This is a genomic window from Streptomyces atriruber (genome assembly GCF_001418325.1).
Lineage (GTDB): Bacteria > Actinomycetota > Actinomycetes > Streptomycetales > Streptomycetaceae > Streptomyces > Streptomyces atriruber.
In genome coordinates this window covers 1-348 of the sequence record NZ_LIPN01000142.1, presented here as the reverse complement: position 1 = coordinate 348, position 348 = coordinate 1, and the positions used below count along the sequence as shown (strand labels likewise).

Annotated in this window: 1 protein-coding gene; it reads right to left on the bottom strand. The window is 71.3% G+C overall.

The genetic code is table 11. The features are described from left to right. Positions 1 to 348 (bottom strand): chorismate-binding protein (locus AOK03_RS44040; protein ID WP_425264385.1); only part of this gene is annotated, 348 nt, incomplete at both ends.

The window sequence follows — 348 nt, the reverse complement described above, 5'->3', positions numbered from 1 at the left end:
GCAGCTCGTCGGCGAGTGCCTGGTCCTCCTGCGGGGTGGCGCCGCGGTGCCGGGTCCCCGCGATCGGGTGGACCATGGCGCGCCCGTCCTCGACCTTGACGAGGGCCTCGGGCGAGGAGCCGACGACGTCGAAGCCCTCGAAGCGGAAGAGGTACATGTACGGCGAGGGGTTGGTGGCGCGCAGCACGCGGTAGACGTCCAACGCGCTTGCCGTGCACGGGGTTTCGAAGCGCTGCGAGGGGACGACCTGGAAGGCCTCGCCGGCCCGGATGCGCTCCTTGATGTCCTCGACGGCTTCCTGGTACTGCTCGCCGCCCCACAGGGCGGTGTACGCGGGGAGTTCGGAGG